Source organism: Variovorax sp. P4_B11, from assembly GCF_056402355.1.
In genome coordinates this window covers 13848-31200 of record NZ_JBFUHO010000079.1, presented here as the reverse complement: position 1 = coordinate 31200, position 17353 = coordinate 13848, and the positions used below count along the sequence as shown (strand labels likewise).

Below are 17353 nucleotides of genomic sequence, written 5' to 3'. Positions count from 1 at the left end.
CAGAAACACGAACTGCACCGCGACGCCGAGTCGCCGGTCCGGCCGAAATCGCTCGCCGATGGCCTGAGCGTCAGCCGGGGCGAGGTGAAAGAACCGCGCAACGTCGAACTCGGAGAGTGTCCGTGGCAGGTGGTCGGCGCCGACGAAACGCAGGTGAAATTTGGACACATGGCCCTCTGGCGGTTCTTGCCAGGCGCCGGTATGGCCAGCAGCGCCGGGCCGAAATTCTGCGCCTGTCGGCGGTGCCCTGGGAGAAAAGCGCCACAAAATGCACGAAAACCGAGATCACCCCGACAAGGCCCTTCTGGGTGGCATCGCCGTCCCCGATCCTGATGAACTGCTCGCCGACATCATGGAGCTGGAAACTTGGCGCGCGCGGGTCAACAAGCGCGGCGATGAGACGGCCAAAAGGCGCAAGGCCGGGCCGGCTGTCGTGGCAGCGCCGGCGACAACGATCGTCCAGTAGGGCGGGCGGGCGAGCCAGCCGCCGGCACCGCGGGGCTGCGGCATTCGAGAATTCCCGGTCCGTGCAGTGGAACCACCCGCGCGCAGGCTATCGGGTGCCCTGCTGTTTTTGCTGACGCAACCGGCTGGCAGGCGTCGTCGCCGGACTGAATTTTCGTATACCACGGGGGGCGAGCAAGTTAGCCCCTGTACGATGCTCGCTTCTGAAAACGGAAGCATATGAAGAGAAATCGTGCAGCGGCCGAAGTGCCTCAAGGTGACGAGCTGGAACGCATCAAGAAGACTGCCATCGTCGCGATGTTTGCCGACGACGAGTTGATGGATCTGCTCGTTCTCAAAGGTGGAAACGCGATGGGTCTCGTCCATCAGGTCAATGCGCGAGCATCGATCGATCTGGACTTCTCGACCGGGGATGATCTTGATCTAGAGCAGGTTCTCCCGAAGGCAAGGCGCTTTGGTGAGGACCTTTGAAATCGAAGGCTACGAGACCTTCGACGTCAAGATGACTGCGCGGCCAGGCAAGATGCCCGACGAGTTGGCTGCCTTCTGGGGCGGCTACCTGGTTGAATTCAAGCTCATCAGAGCCCAACGTGCAGAGGAACTCGAACGCGACCTGGGGTAATCGTATTTTTTCGACAAATTGACACGGTCTCCCAGAAAAACGTCAATCACGACGAGCACTTGCAAAAGGGCCAAGCGGAGCAGGGCGGTGCGACTGGTGCAAATTGACACGGTCACTGACCCGGCGCCGTGAGACGAGCGGCCCATGGGTTGCGCGGTAGGGCAGTTCTGCTCCGGCGCCGGACTTGGCGTCCGTGCGATCTCGCGCTGCGCGGGCTCAGGTGATGGCTCAGAGTGCCGCCTTGCCCGAGCGACGCTCGACCAGCAGCTGCCCATATTTCTCGAGGTTGAACCGGTACGTCCCGCGGAAGTTGATGTGCGAGAAGTGTGCGGGTCCGATCCGACGAAGCCAGTCGTCCTCCATCGGCAAGCCGGAGGCCCTGAGACGGGCAACAACGCTGTCCATGCGGCTGGTGTTCCAGGCGAGCACGATGTTCGTGAGTAGGGCGTGCGCCCCGGATATGGCCACCATCTCCTGCCCGCGCCGTCCCCGGTCCTGCGCTATCTGCCCGCCGTGGATTGCACGCTGGAGTTGATGCACCGATTCGCCGCGGCTGAGTAGCGTAAGGATCTCACGTCGAAAGTCGGCAATCGTCAGGTAGTCGCACAGGAACAGCGTTCGCAGCAGACCTCCCAGGTGATCGGCCGCATGGTGCAATGGATCGCCGATGGCGGCCGATCCCAGCCGATGAATGGCGTGAACCGCGGACACCTTGCCAGCGCGAATGGATGCCACCAGTCGCACAAGATCGTCCCAACCGCGCTCGATGGACTTGAGAGACACCCGGCGCACCGTGGCCCTCTCCAAGCTGTCCGGCACCGACCATCCCCTGGGAACGAACAGCTTGCGCTCTCTGAGGTCCCTCAATCTCGGACACAGGTCGAACCCAAGGAGCTTTGCAATGGCCAGGGCCACGCTGGTCATGCCATGGGTGTCCACGGCCAGAAGGGAGACGCGAATGCGATCTTCGCTGCGATTGTGTTGCTCGACGCCTTCGACGGCGGCACCAGCCTGTCGTTCGTTCAGCACGATCGGCTGGTCGTAGAAGAGCCCCCAGCGATCCCGGACGTGGGTGTACAGGCCGGCGGCATAGGTGCGTCGCCTCGGATCCACCCTGGCCGTCCACAAGTGCCGGCTGGCATCCATGGCCATCATGTCTGCCGACCCTTTGGTGCCGTCTCCCCACAAGGCGGCGATCGGCAGGGAGTTCTGGTACTCCGAGACCCGTTCGTTGGCCCGCTGCAGGCGGCCACTGAATTCGATGGCCCGCATGGCCGCGGCAATATACGCTGCATCCAGGCCAGGAATCATCGATCCCACGCCGGTGGCGTCGTTGTCGCTCCCATGGGCAAGCAGCGCGCCATAGACTGCCACCAGTTCGTGGCCAGACTCGGGGCGGTGGGCCAGCAGCGCCTCGCTGAAGTGAGTCGCCGCGTCGACCTCCATCAGCAGGTCGGCAATTGCAAATGTCCGATGTGCTTGAAGACGGCCTCTCTGGTCTTGCGAGGTTCGATCTCCTCGTCCAACGCATCTATCGGCGGTAAATGCACCAGCCCCTTGGCGTCGATGTTCACCTTCCCGCGCTCGACCGCTTCCGCAAGCGCGTACACCCCGACCGACATCGTGGCCAGAATCGGCGCCAGGAACTCGCTGGCCTGCGGCGGCAGCCCAAGGATCTGGTATGCTGTTCCTTGAACCTTGTCCATTCCGCGTCGGCGAGGAGCATGGATTGGCTGGAGCGGTGACCGATCGAATGGTTTACCCAGACGCTGCCGCGCCGCAAGCTCTTGCGCAGGGCCATCATCGTGCTGGCCTCGAACGCACGATAGCGGGACCGAGGATCCAGGTCGGTGACGATCGCGCTCCATGCAAGCCCTACCGATGGAAGCTCGAAGTCCGGCGGAATCTCCCGGCCGCCGATCGCCTGAAGCTCTATCCACGCCTGCCATTGCTCGTAGGCCAGGTCACCTGGCCTTCCGGCAAAGTCGATGTCTTGAAGTCCTGCCAGGTGCGCATGAACACGGCGGCTGTCCTCCGCGAGAGCACGACGGACCTGCGAGGCAAATGAGGTGGCCCCCGCGTCGCCGATATCGTCGAGGAGGGTTCGAGCTTCGAGCACACGATCGCGCCACGACTTCGTCTCGTCACGAAGCACGGCCCTCGCTCTGACGGCCTGCTGCAGCGTGGCGCCGTTGCTTCGGGCGCGACTCTGGTAGACACGCTCCGCAGCATGCCGGAACAGCTCCTGGCTGCGGCGCGACGCCTGCAGCAGCGCGATGTCAGTCAGCTCCATCAGCGTCGCGTGCAGAAAGCAGACGACCTCAACAGTCTGGCGTCGCCGCTCGATGCGAGCGGTCATCGATGGCCGGCGCATCAGGACGTGCGCCGCATACGCCTGCTGTTTGCTCAGGGCGATGGAATCCAACGCCCAGTTGTGAACGCCCAAGGCCTTGAGAGCGCAGATCTTCTCCAGGGTCTGCGCGGTCGTGCTCGGGGCGTGGCGCTCGGGCGGTGTCTTGAGCCACTCGAGATGGCTGCCTGAGGCCGCGGGGGAGGGTGCATAGGCCCAGTCGATGGCTTGGCGCAGCGCCGCCCTCCCAATCGCCGCCTCGATCGTTGCCGCCATTGCCGCCTCCGTGGCGTCGAACGCCTTGCGAGCCCAGTCGGAAATTCGGCGTGAGCCCGGAATGATGATTCGCCTGCCGTCCAGCCAGATGCGCGCGGTTCGTACCAGGTCGTCGGGGTGAGCGGCCTCGAGGGCAGCGACCGCGAGAACCTGTTCGACTTTCTGCCGCTGGACTTCATCCAGGTCGTTCAGGCCAAGATAGGTGCGGGCCCAGGCCTGGTGTTCGTACAGCGTCTGGCGACGTTCATAGAGTGACCGGAGGCTGGCGATGCTCACGTTGGGCGACCCCAACGCTTCGCACACTGAACGCAGCAGGACCTTCGGTACCGTGGCAAATCGGTCCTTCGGGCGGCCGCTTGCCCGCAGAAAGAGCAACTGGATGGCCGCAGCGACGCGGCGGTCGTCGCGAAACGCTCGCAGACCGCGGAAATGTCGTCCTTGCTCAGGCTGAAGAACTGTTGGACATCGAGTTCGGGCATCCTGGAGGGAAGCGTCTCCGCGCCAATGAAGCGCTGGGCAAACGACACGGCAGGATCCTCCACAGGGATGGGGCCGCCAATCTACTCCTTCGGCGCGCGTTGTGGCTCAGGGGTCCGGGTCACGCCGTCCAAACCGCGCAGGCGCTCGGCGACAACTACGACCGTGTCAAATTGTCGAGAAAATACGATTACCCCAGGACCGCGAACCCGACCCGGTCGACTACAGCATCCGGTTCAGCACCGGCACCGGGTAGCCAAGGGCGCCGTGGTGGTCGGCGCGGGGATGTTACTCATTTACGCACGAATCCTTACCCCTACCCATGCTCGGCTGCGCATCGACCTCCAGCGTCAGCAGCGACAACGCCTCCGACTCGGCAGAGCCGCCGGAAATGTCGAAACTGACTTTGATCTGCCTGACCAAGTTCCAAAGGCGCGCCAGGCGTCATTTCCCAGCCAGCGAACCCGACCGCAGATCGGCCAATCGCGATGGGAACTCGCAAGTTAGCGTCTGCGACCCCACCGTGTGAATCGCTCTCGGCAAGAACTGCCGTCCCTTGCCCGCAAATCGTCACCGCTTGCGGGAATTTTTCCTTTGGAAATCAATGACTTACTTCGAATAGCTGCCGCTGGGGCTACGGCGCTCCTCGGCCCGGAAAAAGACGGACACGGCGCGGGGGACTGAGTAATATGGAACTTGTCAATTTGGTTGGCTTGCAGCCAGATTCCACGATGCCAGATGCCAGCGGAGTTACGTCTTTGCGGCTCACAAAGATCTTGTTCGGGTTCCTGCTGCTGTGCGTCGCGAACCTGTTCGCGTCGTCGATTGCTTGCGCGCAATCTACCGATGCCACGTCGGCCTGGGCGCGATCCAACAGCGTCGTCGGCATCGTCGAAGGCGATGTCACGCTGATCCGCCAGACCACGCGCTATACGCTCGCCGAGGGCGTCGTGTTGAATGAGCAGGACATCATCGAGACAGCACCCGGCGCATTTGCCCAGATCGAACTCCCCGGGGGCGTCCTTGTCGGTATCGGTGAATCGACGCGGCTGATGCTGCGCCCTCGCGTTGGCAAGGGGCTGACGGCGCCGCCGCTCTATCTGCTCGAGGGCTGGCTCAAGACCACCGCCAGCGGGGCCTTCGGCTACGTCGGCCCCAGCGTCGAGGTTGCGACGCAAGCCGCCGCCACCGTCATCTACACCAAAGGCGTGCAGTACGAGCTGTTTGTCGAAACTGGCACCGCCAAGCTGACGCCGCGCGATGGCACGCAGACGATTGCGCAATTGGCCAGCGGCGACTTCGCACAGCGGCGTGAAGGCAGCACACCGACGGTCGGGCCGCGCGCCACGCCCGAGTTCCTGAGCAAGCTGCCGCGCCAGTTTCGCGACCGGCTGCCAGCGCGCGGTGAGCAGTTCGCCAAGCGCAATGTCGCTCCCAAGGCGCGCGGCGAGGTCACGTACGCCGATGTGGCCGCCTGGCTGCGCACCGAACCGGCGCTGCGGCTTGCGCTGCTGCCGCTGTGGCAGTCGCGCGCGGCCGACCTGAACTTCCGTGCGGGCGCCAAGGCCGATCTGGCACAGCACCCTGAGTGGGAGCGCTATGCCGACCCCGAGGGTTATGCGCGCCGGCTGGCCGAAGAGGCCGAGCGTCGCCGCGCTCGGGAGGCCGCGGCTGCAGCGGCACGGGCCAACCGGGCGGCTGCAGCCGCCGCAGCCGCAGCCGCAGCTTCGGGCACCAGCGCCGGGCGGGGCACATCTCAGTGAACCGTTCCGCGTCCTGCCGCAACCCAGCGACTACTACCAGGACTGGAGAATTTAATGAGCCTTCTATTCAAGTTCAATCTGATCTTCCTGGTTGTCTTCGTTGCAGGTGTGGCCGGCACGGGCAAGATTTCCTATGACCTGCTGCAAAGCAACGCCAAGCAGGAGGTGCTCAACCATGCGCGCCTGACCATGGAAAAGGCGATGGCGGTACGCGCCTATACCAATGACCAGATCCGCCCATTGCTTGAAACACAGATGAAGTACACCTTCCTGCCCCAGACCGTACCAGCCTATTCCGCCACGGAAGTACTGGCGACACTGTCCAAGACCTTTCCCGACTACACCTACAAGGAAGCGACCCTGAATCCGACCAACCCGCGCGATCGGGCAGTCGACTGGGAAGCCGACATCGTGAATCGTTTTCGCACCCAGGCCGATCAGAAGGAGTTCGTTGGCGAGCGCGAGTCGGGTACCGGGCGGGCGCTCTACATCGCGCACCCGATCCGCATCACGAACGCCGCCTGCCTGGCATGCCATAGCACGGTCGAGGCGGCGCCGCGCACGGTGATCGACAAGTACGGGCCGGCCAACGGTTTCGGCTGGCATTTGAACGAGGTAATCGGCGCGCAGGTCGTTTCGGTGCCGATGTCGGTGCCGCTGGCGCGTGCCGAACAGACTTTCAAGGTCTTCATGGCTTCGCTCGTCGGCATTTTCGTGGCCATAGGCATCGTATTGAATGTGATGCTCTACCTGCTCGTGATCCGACCGGTGGCGGCGCTGTCCAAGGTGGCCAACCGCGTCAGCCTCGGCGAACCCGATGTGCCGGAGTTCGCGACGCACAGCCGCGACGAAATCGGGACCCTGGCGCATTCGTTCACGCGCATGCGCCGCAGCCTCGATCAGGCCATCAAGATGATCGACACCTGAGGTCCGTACCCCTATGTCGTCGCCCACCCATGTCGGTCCGTACCCGATCCGCGGGGTGATCGGCTCGGGCGCGATGGGCATCGTGTACTTGGCGCACGATCCGGGGATCGACCGTGCGGTGGCGATCAAGACGATCCACCGCCGCCTGCTCGAGTCGGGCGACGACATGAGCGTGGCGGCGCGCTTTCGTGTGGAAGCCAAGGCGGCGGGGCGGCTGACCCACCGCAACATCGTTTCGATCTACCAGTTCGGCGAAGACGAGGACTTCGCCTACATCGTCATGGAGTACGTCGCCGGACGAAACCTGCGCGACTATGTCCAGGCACCGCGCAAGCTCGAGGTGCCACAGGTGCTGTGCGTGATGATGCAACTGCTCGACGGCTTGCACTACGCCCACGAGCGCGGCATCGTGCACCGTGACATCAAGCCGGCGAATCTGCTGATTGCCGATGACGGGCGCCTCAAGATCACCGATTTTGGAATAGCGCGAACCGAAACATCGAATCTGACCCGCGCCAGTGCGATCGTCGGGTCACCCGGCTACATCGCGCCCGAGCAATACACGGACCGCGAGATCGACCGCCGCGTCGATGTCTTCTCGGCGGGCGTGCTGCTCTATCGGATGCTGAGCGGGGCGACGCCATTTGTCGGCACGGACGACGCCATCATGTACAAGATCGTCTACGAGCCCCACAAGCCGCTGAGCGAGGCGACGAACGACGCCGCACTCAAGCCGTTCGATGCCGTGCTGGACCTGGCGCTGGCGAAGGATCCGGCGCAGCGCTACCCGAGCGCGATGGCAATGCGAACGGCGCTGCAGGCGCTCGCCACCGAGACGCTGCCAGAGGTGCTCCCGGCCCACATCCTGATGGCGCCTCTCCTCGAAGACCTCGAGGCGAGCCCGACGGAGCGCGACGCGCCCGAGATCCCCGGGCCGTGCTCGCCCATTGTGCCGACGGTGCCCGACTCGGCGCGGATCCCCCAGGCGCCCTCGAAGTCGCTGCCCGGCACCAGCCCGCCTTCGATTCCCGCACCCACCGGATGGGACACCGCCGCGCTGGCCGAGGTCGAACGCGAACTGGCCCAGCACGTGGGCGCGGTGGCGCGCGTGCTGGTGCGTCGCGCCGCGCGTGGGTTGTCTACGCTGGCGGAAGTGCGCCAGGCCGTCGCGAGTGCGATCATCGACATTGACGCGCGCGAGCGCTTCCTGGCCAGAGCCGGCGTGCCGCCAACCCATGCCGCGGCCTCTGCAACAGCCTCTGGTTCCCAGGCCTCGAGAACCGGGGGCGCGGCGCCGAGCGGCGTGCCGATGCGCGAAGGCGATGTCGACAAGGCGGCCGCCGCACTCCTTTCCTCGCTGGGACCGATTGCGCGGGTCGTCGCGAAGCGCTGCGCCGCGAAATCGAGCACCCGCGAGCAATTCGTTGCCAGCGTCATGGAACAGCTCACGCCAACCGTCGACGCCCGCCGTGTGCAGGCCGACCTGTGGCGAGCCTTGGGCTGAATCTGAACGGGCCCATCGTGATCGCGCTGCATGTCATACGCCGCCCCGGCGCCAGCGAGCCCGATGCGACGGCGCTTCCGCTGCCGCCGGAGGGCGTCATCATCGGCCGTTCTCCCGAATGCGACCTGGTGCTGGCCGACCCGCTGCGCAGGGTGTCGCGTCAACACGCCCAAGTCGCCATGGTCGGCCAGGACGCGCTCGTGCGCTGCATCAGCAGCAGCACCCCTCTGTGGGTGAACGACACGCAGCTCGCCCCGGGTGACCAACTGGCCCTCTCGGTGGGCGACTGCCTGCGCATCGGCGGGTTCGAGCTCGCTGTCGAGTGCATCGCGGCGCCGGCTGCTGCGCGTGCGCGTCTGGATCGCTGGTTCGATCTGGACGGCGCGCACGATCCGCTTGCTGCGCAATCGCCGCTGCCGGCCCTTGCGCCAGCGCCCGAGGCGGCGTCAGCGAGTGCGGTGGTGTCCTGGAAGACGGATCCGCTGGTCGTGCGAACCGGCACACCGATGGTGAAGAGTGCACCCTCGATGCCACCGGCTCCGCCGCCCTTGCAAGTCCCTGAGTCCGCGGAGCCACCGCGGCCAACCACCGTATCGGCAGCCGGACCGACAGCGCCCGCGCCTCCTTCGTCGGCTTCGGCCCCCGAGGGCGGGTCGCCGGATCTGACTGAACTTGCAGCGGCATTCCGTTGCGGCGCCGGACTGGGCGGCGCCCAGGTGCCGCCGTTGACACCGGAGTTGATGGAACATCTGGGCGCGCTGCTGCGGGCGACCGCTGAAGGCACGCTCGCGTTGCTGAAAAGCCGTGCGGTCGCGAAACGCCACATGCGCGCCGAGGGTACGGTGATCGCGCCGCGTCAGAACAACCCCCTGAAGTTCTCGCCGGACGCGACCGAAGCGTTGACCCGGATGCTGCAGCGTGTCCCGAGCCCCGGCTTCCTCGACCCCGTGGCGGCGTTGCACGACGCGAATCGCGACCTGCTGGTGCACCAGGTGGCAATGGTCGCCGGCATGCGCGCTGCGGTGTTCGAGCTCTTCTCCCGCCTGGGTCCCGAGGCCGCCGAGAACGCGGAGGGGCCGCCGCGCGACATTCTTTCGCGCCTTCCCAAGCGCCGCGCCGCGGCCCTCTGGGAGCGCCATCGGCTGCAGCACGCCCACTTGCTCGAGCACTTGGACGACGACTTCGAGACCATCTTCGGACGGGAATTCCTGCGTGCCTATGAAGCCCAGTCGCGCGTCAACGCGGACGCCCCACCGCCGGAGTCACCATGGCCAAACGCGCGTTGAACGTCTCGGTCGCTGCGCTGTCGCAAACCGGGCGGCGCGAGTGCAACGAAGACGCCTTCGGCTATTGGCAGGGCGCCGACTCCCTTGTCGCCGCCCTTTGCGACGGTGCGGGCGGGCACGGCGGCGGCCAGATGGCCTCGCGCGTCGCCGTGACGCATGTGCTCGAAGCCTTCGCGCTCCGACCCGAGGTCAGCCCGAACGCGCTGAAACGGCTTGTCCAAGGGGCCAACGACGCAGTGGTCGCTCAGCAGGTTGCCGGCACCATGACGGCCGACATGCGCACCACCATCGTCGTGCTCCTGCTCGACCTGCGCAGTGGCGCGGCGATCTGGGCCCATGCCGGCGACTCGCGCCTTTACCGCTGGCATGACGCCCGATTGCTCGGGCGCACCCGTGATCAAAGCCTCGCGCAGAGCTTGCGCGATGCCGGGCTGAACGCGAGCGACGCCGCCCCGGGGCAGCTGACTTCGGCGCTCGGCTCGCCCGAAGGCTTCGACTTCGAGATCCTGGAAACACCGCAGGTGCTCGCTTCCCGCGATGCCCTCCTGCTGTGCAGCGATGGACTCTGGTCGGCCTTCGACGATCTGGCGATGGAGCGCAGCTTGGCCGGCTGCAGCGGCATCCAGGCCTGGCTCGATCGCCTCGAAGCGGGTGTGCGGCGCGCCGATCGCAGCGCCCAGGACAACTATTCCGCGCTCGCGATCTGGTGCGAGGCCGGTTGAACATCGAGCAGTTCGAGCAGAAGGGCCGGCTCCGGTGGCCAGGCCGCAGGCCGCGCAACGACATCGTGTGCGGCGGCGAGCGGCCACCAGAGGCTGGCCGGCTCCGGCGGCCAGGCCTCGGCTGGTTTGAATTCCTGCTCAGGACGGGGCGGCAAGGCGGCGATCGCGGCCTCGAGCGCTTCGGGTCCTTCTGCGACAGCGTCGAGCAGCGACGCGAGCCGTGCGGCGCTTTCGTCCGGTGAAGGCGGCGCGTTGAAGCGTTCCGCCAGCGTCAGCGGAAAAGCGCGTCCGACACGATCGTGCGACGCCGTGATGATGCCGCACCAGAACTCGCCGGGCGTCGGCAGCGCCAGATAGCGCCACGGCGCGAAGCTGCCCAGGCGTTCGCGCAGCGTGGCGGCGTCCAGCGTCGTGGCGGCGAGGGCGAGGCCACGCTGCAGCCAGCCATCCCAGTCGCTGCGCCACCGTGCGGGCAGGCCACGGCCGACAAAGTCGCCACGCGCGGGCAACTTGCCGTACCAGGAGACGCGACGCGATGGCGACTTCACCATGATGCCTGCGGGCAATGAAAACGTGCCAAGTCCCGGAGGGTCCAGACATCGGCGTCGGGTGTCGCGGCCGCGCTCGCCTCGACGTCGAGGGTGCGTGTGTCGACGACGAAGGTCAGCCGCGCTGGCGCGCCGCGCTCGCCCTTCCAGTCGCCGCGCAGCAGCACCCGGAGCCAGGCGAACGGACCTTCATGGATTTCGGCGCCGACCCCGGTCGGGCCGGGCGGCAGCACGCGCATCAGCACCTTTTGCGTCGAAGCCGGTCCGGGCCAGACCAATTCCTTGGCACGTGGCGGGCCGTTCTCGAAGCGCAAGAGCTGCCCATCGACATCGATGCTGAACTGCAGCAGTTCGGCATCCATGCGCTGCGGCGTGATGCGCAGCTTGAGTTCGGGCAGCGGCGCACCCTGGGGAAAGAACAGGCTGCCGATCGCCGCCGCCCGCTCGAATGCATCCGAATTGCTCGCATTGGCGCCCGCGCTGCGCGCTTTCCAGGGCCGGGTCGACGTGTCGACGCGTTCGGTCAACTGGTTTCGCCGGAATTCGTCGAACAGGCCACCGGGTCCGAACAGGCGCGCAAAGTCGGACGGTGCCATATCCCGCGTCGCGGTGGCACTGAACGGAAAGCGCTCGCGCGTCAACGTGCTGCAAGTCTGCGCGAGTTCGAGCAGCGCGGCGTCGAAACTCGGCTTGGCGCCACCGCGCGAGCGGATCAATGTCCCGAGGTCGAGGTAGAGCCTCCGCAGCGCCGCCGGCGCACCGACGGCCTCGGTGCGCAAGGTCGCGTCGAGTTCGGCGCTTCCGGTCTCGTCGCGCTTGCCGGCGACCAGGGTGTGAAGGCGATCGAGCGCTTGCGGTCCGGGGCCTGCCGCGTAGTCGCCGAGGGCGCCGAAGCGTGTCCGCAGCGTGCCGTCGAAGGCGATCTCGGCCGCGCTACCGCCCTGTGAGGTCGCGCTGAAGTCGTCGGCCAGGCGTGTCAGGAGGCGGCGCAGCGGCGAATCGGGCGCCGTGAGTCCAGTGGCCTGGCGCGAGGCGTCCACCGTATCGCTGCCGGGCGCCAAGGCAAGGGCATCGAGTTGGCGCGACCAGGTGGCGATCACGCGTTCGGCCTGGCGCTTGCCGACCTGCGTGGCGATTTCGTCGCGCCAGGCGCGGTCTTTCTGCAGGCGCCGTACATCGCCGCCGGTGTCGCCGAGCACCCAGTCCGCCTCGCTCGCGAGTTCATCGAAGGTCGGCTCGAGCGCCGGCGCCAGATTGCGTCGCCAGCCGCTGGCGCTCGAATGCGCCGGCATCGGCCCGGCGCTCGACGCTGCGAACAGAAGGGCGCTGGCCGCGCCGAGGCGTGTCGGCAGATCCTGTGGCGGTTCGGGATCGGGAACGCGTCGCAGCAAGCGCTCGTGCACGCGTTGCGCCAGCGGCAGCGCCGCGAGGGCGCTGCGCGCCGCGCGCACGCCGGCATCGTCGGGGCGCATCGCCTCGGGCAGCCCGCTGCGCTCGAGCAAGTTCTCGACATGGCGCGTCACCTCGTCGCGCTCGCCGGCGCCGCTCGCCTGTGTCAGCGTCTGCTCGACCCAGCCGTGTAACTCGCCGCGGGCCAGCCGTGCCGGATTGGCGAGCATCAACGAGGTGCGCAGCGCCTCGTAACGTGTCGCGCTGTCCTCGGCCTCGCGCAGGTCGCGGCGCAATCGCTCGACGAGCAGCGGCGCCAGACTCCGATCGAGCATCTCGCGGTAGACCTGTTCCGCCGAGCGCGCCAGCCGCGGTCCCTGGAACAGCCCGAAGCCGAAGCCGGCAGGCGGCTCATCCGGATCGATGCCGTCGTTCGCGGCCAGATGCTCGAGCACCGAATAGAGCGGCAACACCTGCTCGAGACTTGCCGATTCCAGGGGACCGATGCGCCGGGTCAACTGCTCGACACGCGTGCGCACGGCGTCGACATAGTCGAGGTTGCGCCGGTAGCTCTGCCACCACAGGGCAGAGGCGGTGAGCAGCGCGGCACCGGCAAATGCCGCGCCGAACATGCCAACGCGTCGACGCAAACGCAGCCGCTGCAACCGCTGACCTGCCAGGGGCGCTTCGGCGATCACCAGGCGCTTGAGCAGCGCGCTCAGGAAAAACGACTTGCCGCCGGCATCAGGGCGCGGCAGCGGCTGCAGCGCCAGGCCGTGGCTGCGCGCGAGTTCGCCGATCACCCGGTCGATCGGATTGCCCTCCTGCGTGCCACTCGTCAGCGCGATCGAACGCAGGCGCTGCGCCGGCGCGGCGGCAATGTCGGCGAAGGCCTCGCGCACGAATCCTTCGAGAGGCGCGAGCAGGGCCTTGAACTGTGCCGCGAACGCGTAGATCGGCAGGCGGCGCTGCGGCGTGCGTTCTTGCTGCAGCAACTCGGGACTGCGCTGTGCCAGGCGCTGCGCGAGGTCGTCGAGGCGCGCTCCGAGATCGGCCGGGATGCCAGCAACATCGGCGTCGAACACCAGCCCCCAGAGCTGCTCGCGTTGCGCGACATCGAGATCGCCGAAGGTTTCGACGAAGCCGGCGAGCAGGTCGGCCTTGGTCACCAGCAGGTAGATCGGAAAGGCGAGATCGAGCTCGCGGCGCAGTTCATCCAGACGCGATGCGACGGCTGCCGACTGGCGCGCGAGTTCCGCACCGCCTTGCAGCAGGTCGGGCACGCTGACGCTGACGATCACGCCGTTGATCGGCTGCACTGGCCGGTGCCGGCGCAGGAGCGCGAGGAACTGCTGCCATTCCCCGGCGTCGACCACGGCGTCGCTGTCCTGTGTCGTGTAGCGTCCGGCCGTGTCGATGAACACGGCGTCCTCGCTGAACCACCAGTCGCACTGGCGCGTTCCGCCAATGCCCGCGAGCGGGTCGCGTCCCAGCTCTTCGGCAAGCGGAAAGCGCAGACCGGAATGCAATATCGCGGTGGTCTTGCCGCCCCCGGGCGCGCCGATGATCAGGTACCAGGGCAACTGCTGCACCTGTCGCCGGCGCTGCCACCAGCGATGTGTGCCTTGCGCCCCGACCCCCTGCCGCAGCATCGCGAGCGCCTCGCGGAATCGTTGGCTCAACTCGACGGTGGCATCGCCTGATTCGAGGCCCTTCAGCAGTCGCTCGTTGCGCCGTCGGGCCAGCAACACGCGCAGTCCGTGCAGGCCGACCAGCAAGAGCGCCACCAGCGCCAGCAAGGCCACGCGCGCGCGCATGCCGTCGAAGGGGTGCCAGCTGCCGAAGTCCAACAGCGGTGCCGCAAACCACAACAAGGCGCCTGCCGCACCGAGGTTGACGGCGCGTTGGACGAAGCGTGGCGAGGCCTTCATTCCGGGAACAGGACGATCTCGACGCGTCGCAGTGGCGCGCCGGCCGCGGCGTCGACGCGGGCCTCGACCGCCATCCGCTCATCGCCGAGTTGTGGCCGCAAGACGTCGGCGGCACCACGCGCCCATTCCATCGCCTGATGCCAGGCCGAGGGCGTGCGAGCCGTCGGGGGATCGCTGCCATCGGTGTAGCCGACGACGAGCACCTTGCCCGGCAGCTTCTTCAGCGCTGCGCCCAGGCGCGTCAATGGGCCGGTGGCGTCGCCGAGCGCGTCGGCGCCGATCACGACCACACTGCGCAGCGCCTCGTCGCGCACGGACAGCCGGCGCGCATCGATGTCGTCACGCAGGCTCGAGGCCAGCCGCGGTGGCACCGGCACCGCGCCCGCGACCTGCTGCGCGGCGACGGCGGGTGCCGGTACGAGTCGCTGCAAGGACGCCAGCACGCCGTCGACGCGCGCTGCAAGCTGAAGCTGGCTGGCGCTGTAGATGCCTACGGCAAGCACGCCGAGCAGCAGGACCGCCGGCAACGCGACGCGTGGCGCCCGCGGTGGGCTGGCCGCAGCGGCCGCGCAGTGCCACGGAGCCACCAACACCGGAACCGGCGCCACCCGTTGCAGCGCGAGTTGCACACGCGCGCGCAGGTTTTCATGATCGCGGCTGTCGGGCGCCATGCCCGCGCGCAGCCCGAGACTCAGGCAGGTATGGAAGAGTTCGAGCAGCGCGCGATGCTCGCGCGGCTTTTCGGCCAGCCGCGACAGCAGGCGCAACAGCTTGTCGCCGCCATCGGCCTCGCCGTGAAAGCGCTGCAGCAGTCCGGCGCCTCCCGTGCCCCACGGCGCCGCGCCAAACTGCTCGTCGCCCCAGGCACAGAGCACGTAGCTCGCGGCCGCGACGCTTGCTTCGTCGACGCCTGCGACGCGCGCATTGGCTTCGAAATGGGCCACCACCGCAGCCAGCGTGCGGCGCAATTCGGCCGGGTCGACGGGCGTCGCGTCGTGCAAGCGTGCCACCAGGGCAACGAGGGGGAGGGCCTCGCCGCGCAGCGCGCGCGCGGCGGCCGGCTCGTCGACGCCATCCGAAGCGCCGGAAGCCGGCGACGCGAGCGCGGCGCCGGGTCGCATCATTTGACCCACCCCAGTTGCAGTTGGCGCGCCTGCGCGTCGAGGCGCGCGCGCGCCAATGATCCAACCGGCAAGGGCAGGACGGCACGCCACTGCGAACTCTCGAGTTCCCGAAACGCACCGAACACCGCGAGGGCACGCGCGTCGCCGCGCAGCTCGAGGTCCAGCTCGCGCGCCTCGCCGGGGCGCAGGTACAGGCTCTGGCGCGCGAGCATGTTCGACCCGAGGGTCGCCTCGTCATCGTCGTAGAGGCTGTCGAAACTCGCCTTTTCGAACCCGCTCGCATCGCTGAGCACATAGACCCGCAGCGCCAACGAGGCCGATGCATCGCGCGCATCGGTGTTGAGGCTGCGTTGCGCCTGCACGAGCAGCTGCAGGTTGCGTTTCGGCCCGGCCAGCGCAGGCGCAGGACCGGGGTTGAACATGAAATTCACGACCATGGAGGTGTTGACCCAGGGAATCTGGCGCTCCGCGGTGTCGCGCAGCACCTTGATGCGCACGGTCTTCATCATTTCCTCGACATCCACGCCAGGGGTTCGCATCTCGGTGGCGAGGTAACGCGTGTAGATGCTGTTGCCGCCGACCGGGCCGTCCTCGGCGACGCGGCCGGGCGCAGCGGAGAAGGCAATGAGGGCACCCGGCGCCGCCATCTCGGCCAGGCCGTTGGCGTTGCGCGAAGCGGCACCGCGCGACGCGAAGGGGTCGTTGCGGCAGGCGTCGATGATGAAGATGCGGGCGCGTGCACGCACCCGATCGACATGCGTGAGCAGCGCTTCCTGCAGGTCGATGGCCTCATCGCGCACTTCGGCCTCATCGCGCAACGCGATGTCGACCGGCAGCAGGAAGTTGCGCCCGCCGATCTGTACGCCGTGGCCGGCGTAATAGAAGACCGACGCGACCTGGTCATCGTCCATGCGGCGCGCGAATTCCCGCAGCACGCGCTTGAAGTCGCGCGCATTGAGATTGAGATGCTCGCCCACCTCGAAGTTGAGGCTGCGCAATGTCTGCGCGACCAGCCGAGCGTCATGCTCGGGATTGTTCAGCGGGATTTCGGGGTACCGTCCGTTGCCGATCACGAGTGCGACACGGCGTTGGCCAGGTGAGTCGACCATGGCCCGCTGCGGTTGCGCGAGGCCGGCCCGGCTCCACCACATAGGAACGAAACCGAAGCCAAGGCAGGCGAGCAGGCGACGGCGAATCATGGTGACGGCGGAAAGAATGGATGCGACGGACCTCGAGGACTCCACTGGCGATCGCATGCCATTCTCGGTTGGGCGCTGCGGCGGCACAAGGGGAGGGCGGTGCCGCCGCGATCCGGCCATGGCACCGCCGTGGGCACTCCGCAGCGACTGCTCAGGCGCCGCGGAACTGCACGCGACGGTTGATGGCGGCGTACGGATCGGTGTCTTCGAGCGGCCGGTCTTCGCCGTACCCGACGGTCTTCAGGCGCGCGGCGTCGATGCCGTGCTGGTGAACGAGATAGTCGCGCACCGCGCGGGCCCGATTGCGCGACAACTCGAGGTTGTAGGCCGCGCTGCCCCTGGCGTCGGTGTGGCCTTCGATCGTGACCTTGCTTCCCGGCGCCATCAGTTCGATGCCCTTGGCAAGCGCGTCGAGCTGGGTCCGTGCGGCCGGAAGGATCTCGGCGGAATCGAAGGCGAACCGTACCGGCAAGGACAGTGCCGAGGCGGCGGCTTTCGAGTCATTGCGCGCGACATGTGCGGTTTCCGAGGGACGCGCCGATGCATTCACCCGGGAACCCGCCGCCACCGCCGTGGCCTTCGCCGGGGCTGCAGGCGCATCGTCGAGCAGGCGGATCGAACGGGTGAGCACGTCCGCCACGTCCTGGGGGACCACGAGCTGGCCTTCGTGGTAGATCATGACCTTCTCGGCCCTCGCGGCGGGGGCGACCATTGCAGCGGCGGCGGCGAGGGCGAGGGCGAGGGTGCTGAGGTAGCGGATCATTTGAGGG

Annotated in this window: 13 protein-coding genes and 1 pseudogene; 8 read left to right on the top strand and 6 right to left on the bottom strand. The window is 67.3% G+C overall.

Annotated elements, in window-relative coordinates; all coding sequences use genetic code 11:
- The first annotated feature begins 268 nt into the window (after positions 1-268).
- The 3 genes from AC1DYD_RS36570 to AC1DYD_RS36560 all read left to right on the top strand — a co-directional run bounded on the left by AC1DYD_RS36570 (position 269) and on the right by AC1DYD_RS36560 (position 1087).
- Positions 269-466 carry a hypothetical protein gene (locus AC1DYD_RS36570; RefSeq protein ID WP_478177632.1) on the top strand — a complete coding sequence of 66 codons (198 nt, stop codon included), beginning with the start codon at positions 269-271 and terminating at the stop codon, positions 464-466.
- A gap of 218 nt (positions 467-684) precedes the next feature.
- Positions 685-936 (top strand): nucleotidyl transferase AbiEii/AbiGii toxin family protein, encoded by a 252-nt coding sequence (locus tag AC1DYD_RS36565; protein ID WP_478177631.1) that lies wholly within the window; start codon positions 685-687, stop codon positions 934-936.
- Entirely contained in the window at positions 923-1087 is a 165-nt protein-coding gene (locus AC1DYD_RS36560) for a hypothetical protein (protein WP_478177630.1), read from the top strand. Before AC1DYD_RS36565 ends, AC1DYD_RS36560 begins: the two co-directional genes overlap by 14 nt.
- Before the next feature lie 228 nt (positions 1088-1315).
- On the opposite strand, the pseudogene AC1DYD_RS36555 reads toward AC1DYD_RS36560, so the two are convergent.
- A pseudogene (locus tag AC1DYD_RS36555) lies at positions 1316-4192 on the bottom strand (Tn3 family transposase).
- A 774-nt stretch (positions 4193-4966) separates the two neighbouring features.
- On the opposite strand from AC1DYD_RS36555, the gene AC1DYD_RS36550 reads away from it, so the two are divergent.
- From AC1DYD_RS36550 to AC1DYD_RS36530, 5 genes are all read left to right on the top strand, one after another.
- Positions 4967-5953: a FecR family protein gene (locus tag AC1DYD_RS36550; protein ID WP_478177629.1), complete on the top strand. Its 987-nt coding sequence runs from the start codon at positions 4967-4969 to the stop codon at positions 5951-5953.
- Positions 5954-6061: 108 nt separating this feature from the next.
- Positions 6062-6880 carry a c-type heme family protein gene (locus AC1DYD_RS36545; RefSeq protein ID WP_478177628.1) on the top strand — a complete coding sequence of 273 codons (819 nt, stop codon included), beginning with the start codon at positions 6062-6064 and terminating at the stop codon, positions 6878-6880.
- A 13-nt stretch (positions 6881-6893) separates the two neighbouring features.
- A complete protein-coding gene (locus tag AC1DYD_RS36540; RefSeq protein ID WP_478177627.1) occupies positions 6894-8384 on the top strand; it encodes a serine/threonine-protein kinase in 1491 nt (496 codons plus the stop codon).
- Between the two features lie 17 nt (positions 8385-8401).
- A complete protein-coding gene (tagH, locus tag AC1DYD_RS36535) occupies positions 8402-9670 on the top strand; it encodes a type VI secretion system-associated FHA domain protein TagH (protein WP_478177626.1) in 1269 nt (422 codons plus the stop codon).
- Positions 9652-10392, top strand: coding sequence for a PP2C family protein-serine/threonine phosphatase (locus AC1DYD_RS36530; protein WP_478177625.1), 741 nt, complete (start codon positions 9652-9654; stop codon positions 10390-10392). Before tagH ends, AC1DYD_RS36530 begins: the two co-directional genes overlap by 19 nt.
- Here the strand turns inward: AC1DYD_RS36530 and tagF are convergent.
- From tagF to AC1DYD_RS36505, 5 genes are all read right to left on the bottom strand, one after another.
- Positions 10356-10943, bottom strand: coding sequence for a type VI secretion system-associated protein TagF (gene tagF / locus AC1DYD_RS36525; RefSeq protein WP_478177624.1), 588 nt, complete (start codon positions 10941-10943; stop codon positions 10356-10358). The genes AC1DYD_RS36530 and tagF overlap by 37 nt on opposite strands.
- Positions 10937-14260, bottom strand: a complete 3324-nt coding sequence (gene tssM, locus AC1DYD_RS36520; protein WP_478177623.1) for a type VI secretion system membrane subunit TssM — start codon at positions 14258-14260, stop codon at positions 10937-10939. The genes tagF and tssM overlap by 7 nt, the downstream gene beginning before the upstream one ends.
- On the bottom strand, positions 14257-15384 hold the full coding sequence (locus tag AC1DYD_RS36515) for a DotU/TssL family secretion system protein (RefSeq protein ID WP_478177622.1): 1128 nt from the start codon (positions 15382-15384) through the stop codon (positions 14257-14259). The genes tssM and AC1DYD_RS36515 overlap by 4 nt, the downstream gene beginning before the upstream one ends.
- A complete protein-coding gene (gene tssJ / locus AC1DYD_RS36510) occupies positions 15381-16493 on the bottom strand; it encodes a type VI secretion system lipoprotein TssJ (RefSeq protein WP_478177621.1) in 1113 nt (370 codons plus the stop codon). The genes AC1DYD_RS36515 and tssJ overlap by 4 nt, the downstream gene beginning before the upstream one ends.
- A gap of 241 nt (positions 16494-16734) precedes the next feature.
- Entirely contained in the window at positions 16735-17346 is a 612-nt protein-coding gene (locus AC1DYD_RS36505; RefSeq protein ID WP_478177620.1) for an OmpA family protein, read from the bottom strand.
- Between the last annotated feature and the right edge of the window lie 7 nt (positions 17347-17353).

Bases quoted from the DNA above. Each gene is read 5' to 3' on its own strand.
- AC1DYD_RS36505 (WP_478177620.1), bottom strand. From the start codon at position 17,346: ATGATCCGCTACCTCAGCACCCTCGCCCTCGCCCTCGCCGCCGCCGCT.
- tagF (WP_478177624.1), bottom strand. From the start codon at position 10,943: ATGGTGAAGTCGCCATCGCGTCGCGTCTCCTGGTACGGCAAGTTGCCC.
- AC1DYD_RS36530 (WP_478177625.1), top strand. From the start codon at position 9,652: ATGGCCAAACGCGCGTTGAACGTCTCGGTCGCTGCGCTGTCGCAAACC.
- AC1DYD_RS36540 (WP_478177627.1), top strand. From the start codon at position 6,894: ATGTCGTCGCCCACCCATGTCGGTCCGTACCCGATCCGCGGGGTGATC.
- tssJ (WP_478177621.1), bottom strand. From the start codon at position 16,493: ATGGTCGACTCACCTGGCCAACGCCGTGTCGCACTCGTGATCGGCAAC.
- AC1DYD_RS36570 (WP_478177632.1), top strand. From the start codon at position 269: ATGCACGAAAACCGAGATCACCCCGACAAGGCCCTTCTGGGTGGCATC.
- AC1DYD_RS36565 (WP_478177631.1), top strand. From the start codon at position 685: ATGAAGAGAAATCGTGCAGCGGCCGAAGTGCCTCAAGGTGACGAGCTG.
- tssM (WP_478177623.1), bottom strand. From the start codon at position 14,260: ATGAAGGCCTCGCCACGCTTCGTCCAACGCGCCGTCAACCTCGGTGCG.
- AC1DYD_RS36515 (WP_478177622.1), bottom strand. From the start codon at position 15,384: ATGATGCGACCCGGCGCCGCGCTCGCGTCGCCGGCTTCCGGCGCTTCG.